Origin of the sequence: Nocardioides sp. (genome assembly GCF_031422975.1) — a bacterium.
Lineage (GTDB): Bacteria > Actinomycetota > Actinomycetes > Propionibacteriales > Nocardioidaceae > Nocardioides.
The window spans coordinates 1-4,337 of the sequence record NZ_JANPEO010000337.1 but is presented as its reverse complement, the minus strand read 5'-3'; the positions used below and the strand labels follow the sequence as shown (position 1 = coordinate 4,337).

The window sequence follows — 4,337 nt, the reverse complement described above, 5'->3', positions numbered from 1 at the left end:
GCGGCGGCTTGGCGTACCAACTCCGCCGGCGGACGCGGGCCGGTAACGAGCAGGACCGTGGCCGGTTCGGCTACGCCCACCTCGGTGTTCCCCGTGCCGGCGTGCTGGACGCGCCCGCCGCTGCCCTCGCCAACCGACTGGTCGGCAACGGCCCCGACGCGGCCGTGCTGGAGACGACGATGAGCGGCGTCACGGTTCGGATCGAGCGGGCCGCGACGATCAGCGTCACCGGCGCCTGGTGTCCGGTCCTGGTGGACGGGCGGGCCGTGGCGCACTCCGAGCCCGTCTCGCTGCGGGCTGGGTCGACGGTGGCCGTGGGCAGGGCGGCCACGGACGTGAGGTCCTACCTGGCCGTGGGTGGCGGCATCGACGTACCCGTCGTCCTCGGCTCGCGCAGCGTGGACACCCTCGCCTGGATCGGGCCACCACGTCTACGGGTGGGGGACGTGCTGCCGCTCGGCTCCTGGACCGCATCGCCGGCACCGCTGGACGTGGGCGTACGCCGACCGGCGCGACGGGTCCTGCGCATCACGCCAGGACCGCGGGCGGACTGGCTGGACGACGAGGCGTGGCGCCGCCTCGACCGGACCCGCTACACCGTGGACGCGGCCTCGAACCGGGTCGGGCTCCGGCTCAGCGGACCGGTGATCGAGCGGGCGCGCACAGGTGAGCTCGCCAGCGAGGGCATCGTCCTGGGGTCCGTGCAGCTGCCGCCCTCCGGGCAGCCGGTGGTGTTCCTGCACGACCACCCCGTGACCGGGGGGTATCCGGTGATCGGTGTCGTGGTGGTCGACGACGTGCCGACGTGTGCGCAGCTACGACCCGGAGCGACGGTGGAGCTGCGCGTTCAGTCCTCGACCGGACGCTCGGCCGGGCCGAGCGCCGGATCGTCGACCGAGTAGGACCGCACCGGCCCGGGGGGCGTCTCGGCCGTCTCGAACCGGACCGTCACCACGCCCTTGCCCGAGCCCCAGACCCAGCCCGGTCCCATCTCGGCGTGCACCACGTCGTTGCCGGGCGCATACGACCGGCGGGCCGGTTCGGCGGCCGGGAGCTCGACCTCGGGCTCGTCGGCCGCCGTGTCGCCGAAGAGGTCCTCCTGGATCCAGTCGGCGAGGCCGGACACGCCGACACCCAGCAGCCGGACCCCGCCGGAGGTGTCCAGGTCGGCGAGCAGCGTGCGGGCGACGCGGGCGATGGCCGGGCCGCTGTCGGTGGGGCTCGCCAGGGTGGAGGAGCGGCTCAACGTGGTGAAGTCGTGCAGGCGCACCTTGATCGTCACCGTGCGGCCGGAGAGCCCGTGCTTGCGCAGGCGCTCGCCGACGTGGGTGGCCTGGCGTGCCAGCAGCCCCTCCATCAGCCTGCGGTCGGTCAGGTCGGTGTCGTAGGTGCCCTCCGAGCTCACCGACTTGGTCTCCCGGTCGGGCACCACCGGGCGGTCGTCCTGGGCGCGCGCCAGCTGGTGGAGGCCGTGGCCGTGCGACTTGCCCAGCAGACGGACCAGCTCCTCCTCCGGGACTGCCTCGAGGTCGGCGATGGTGTGGATGCCGGCGCGCCGCAGGCGTTCGGTGGTGGCAGGCCCCACCCCGGGGATCACCGTCACCTTCATCGGCCGCAGCAGGTCGCGCTCGGTGCCGGGCGGCACCACTGTCAGCCCGTCCGGCTTGTTCAGCTCACTGGCCACCTTGGCGATGAACTTCGACGAGCCGATCCCGACGCTTCCGGTCAGGCCGCCGGTGACCTCGGCGACGTGCGCACGCAGCTCCTCGCCGTACGCCACGACGGTGGCCACCTCGAGGTCGGGGAGCCCGGCCTGCGCGAGGTCGACGAAGGCCTCGTCGAGGGAGAGCGGCTCCACGAGTGGTGAGGCGGCTCTCAGCACCGCCATCACCTTGCTGCTTGTCTCGCGGTACGCGTGGAACCGTCCCGTCAGGAAGGCGGCGTGGGGGCAGCGGGCCCGAGCCTCGCGGGTCGACATGGCCGAGCGGACGCCGAAGGCCCGGGCCTCGTAGGACGCGGTGGCCACAACCCCCCGTCCGCCGACCCCGCCGACGATGACGGGCTTGCCGCGCAGCGATGGCTTGTCGCGTTGCTCGACGGCCGCGAAGAACGCGTCGAGGTCGAGATGCAGGACGGAAGCGCTGCTCCTCATGGGCTCCTCACCGGCAGTCCCACGTCATGTCAGCCATTGTCGCAGTCCGCAAATCGTCCACAGCACGCCGCTCCGGCGACCGCAGCCAGGTTCTCCACAGCCGGACCTCGTGCGGCGAGCAGCTGTCGGTGCGGATGGGCAGCCTCGTGGACATGACCACAACAGATCCCAGCTCCCGCCAGATGAGGGCCACGTGTCCCGAGGACCTGCTCGCCTTCGTGCCCGTCGCCCTCGGTTTCTCGCCCACCAGCTCGGTCGTCCTCCTCAGCGTCGAGGGCACGCGGCCGTTCCATGCCCGGATCGACCTGCCCGGCGACGAGTCCGACGTCGACGACGTCGTCGGGGCCCTCCTGCGGCCGGCTCGCAAGCACGGCATCAGCAAGGTCGTGATCGTGGTCTACGACGACGACACCGCCGTCGCGGACGAGACGGCCTGGTCCCTGTACGAGGGCCTCACGGCAGCCGGTGTCGAGGTCGTCGAGGTGCTCCGCGTCCATGACGGCCACTACTTCGCCGTGCTCCCCGGCCGACAGCCCGAGGCCTATCGCGGCATTGCCTTCGACGTCGGGCACCATCCTTTCGCCGCGGAGTCCGTGCTCGGGGGACGGGTGACTCATTCCTCGCGCGAGGCGCTGGCCGCCACGTTGGCCCGCGACGAGGGTGCGGCAGCGGCGGTCGCCGAGCTGGTGGCGGCGGCGTCACCGCTGCCGGCTGCCGGCTTCCGACCCCTCATCAGCGCCCATGCCACCTCGAGGATTCCCCTGCCACCCGACGTCGTCGCACGGCTGGCAGTCTCGCTGGCGCAGCCGGAGCTGCGCGACGAGGCGTGGCGCTGGCTGAGCCGGGCGAGTGCCGGGTCATGCGTCGAGTTCTGGAGCGACCTCGTGCGGCGCACGCCTGAGGAGTTGGTGGCCGGGCCGGCTTCGGTGCTGGCCCTCACCGCCTGGCTGGCGGGGGAGGGAGCCCTCGCATGGTGCGCCGTGGACCGCGCCCGGGCCGCGGAGCCCGAGCACTCGCTGGCCGATCTGGTGGCGGAGCTGCTGATGTCAGCGACCTCCCCCGCACTGTGGGAGGTGATCACGCCATCGGCGCCGGGGTCCGCCGAGGGCGCCGCCTGAGGGGTCAGCGTCGCGATCGAGACGATTTGTCGCTCGCCCGGAGACGCGAACGAGCCCTTGATGGCTATCGTCGCTGCATGGGCGAAGAGGTGGAGCAGCAGGAGTTCTCTCGGGCAGACCGGACGCAGCACCGGGAGAAGGTGCGTCGCAACCTCGACGTCTTCGCTCGCATGCTGCGGGAGGCACGCTTCGACACCGACGATCCGATGACCGGACTGGAGGTCGAGCTCAACCTGGTCGACGACGAGGGTGACCCGGCGCTGAAGAACGCCGAGGTGCTGGAGGCGATCGCCTCCCCCGACTTCCAGACAGAGCTGGGCCAGTTCAACATCGAGATCAACGTCGCGCCGGCCATCCTGCGCGAGGGCGGGCTGACGATCTTCGAGGAGAGTCTGCGTCGCTCGCTCAACGATGCCGAGGCCAAGGCTGCCCAGTCGGGGGCGCACCAGGTGATGATCGGCATCCTGCCCACGCTCCGCGAGGAGCACATGGAGGCGCACACCCTCAGCGCCAACCCCCGCTACAAGCTGCTGAGTGAGCAGATCCTCTCCGCCAGGGGAGAAGACATCAGCATCAACATCACCGGCCGCGAGCGGCTGTCCACGACGTCCGACTCGATCGTGCCCGAGGCGGCCTGCACCAGCACGCAGTTCCACGTCCAGACCTCGCCCGACGACTTCGCGGCCTACTGGAACGCCTCGCAGGCGATCGCCGGAGTGCAGCTCGCCGTGGCCGCCAACTCGCCCTACCTCCTCGGCAAGGAGCTGTGGCGCGAGACCCGGATCCCGCTCTTCGAGCAGGCGACCGATACCCGCAGCGACGAGTTGAAGGTCCAGGGGGTGCGACCGCGCGTGTGGTTCGGCGAGCGCTGGATCACCTCCGTCTTCGACCTCTTCGAGGAGAACGTCCGCTACTTCCCGGCCCTGTTGCCCATCACCGACGACGAGGACCCGCTCGAGGTGCTCGAGTCCGGTGGCACGCCCAAGCTTCCGGAGCTGCGGCTGCACAACGGCACGATCTACCGCTGGAACCGCCCGGTCTACGACATCGCCGGGGGAGTGCCGCAC

General features: G+C 71.5%; 4 protein-coding genes. 3 read left to right on the top strand and 1 reads right to left on the bottom strand.

All coding sequences use genetic code 11. The features are described 5' to 3' along the window. The coding region (locus tag RMO85_RS10245; RefSeq protein ID WP_310528625.1) for a biotin-dependent carboxyltransferase family protein at positions 1–902 on the top strand (902 nt) is incomplete at its 5' end. Here the strand turns inward: RMO85_RS10245 and RMO85_RS10240 are convergent. Further along, complete coding sequence (locus RMO85_RS10240; RefSeq protein ID WP_310528624.1) at positions 848–2,152, bottom strand: DNA polymerase IV; 1,305 nt, start codon at positions 2,150–2,152, stop codon at positions 848–850. The two genes, RMO85_RS10245 and RMO85_RS10240, sit on opposite strands and share 55 nt — an antisense overlap. 152 nt (positions 2,153–2,304) lie before the next feature. Between RMO85_RS10240 and RMO85_RS10235 the strand changes: the two genes are divergently transcribed. Both RMO85_RS10235 and RMO85_RS10230 read left to right on the top strand, forming a co-directional pair. Then, positions 2,305–3,270 (top strand): DUF4192 domain-containing protein, encoded by a 966-nt coding sequence (locus RMO85_RS10235; RefSeq protein ID WP_310528623.1) that lies wholly within the window; start codon positions 2,305–2,307, stop codon positions 3,268–3,270. Positions 3,271–3,347: 77 nt separating this feature from the next. Next, positions 3,348–4,337, top strand: a 990-nt coding sequence (locus tag RMO85_RS10230; RefSeq protein ID WP_310528622.1) for a glutamate-cysteine ligase family protein, incomplete at its 3' end; no start/stop codon positions are given.

Coding starts and splice junctions, on each gene's coding strand:
- RMO85_RS10235 (WP_310528623.1), top strand. CDS start 2,305: ATGACCACAACAGATCCCAGCTCCCGCCAGATGAGGGCCACGTGTCCC.
- RMO85_RS10240 (WP_310528624.1), bottom strand. CDS start 2,152: ATGAGGAGCAGCGCTTCCGTCCTGCATCTCGACCTCGACGCGTTCTTC.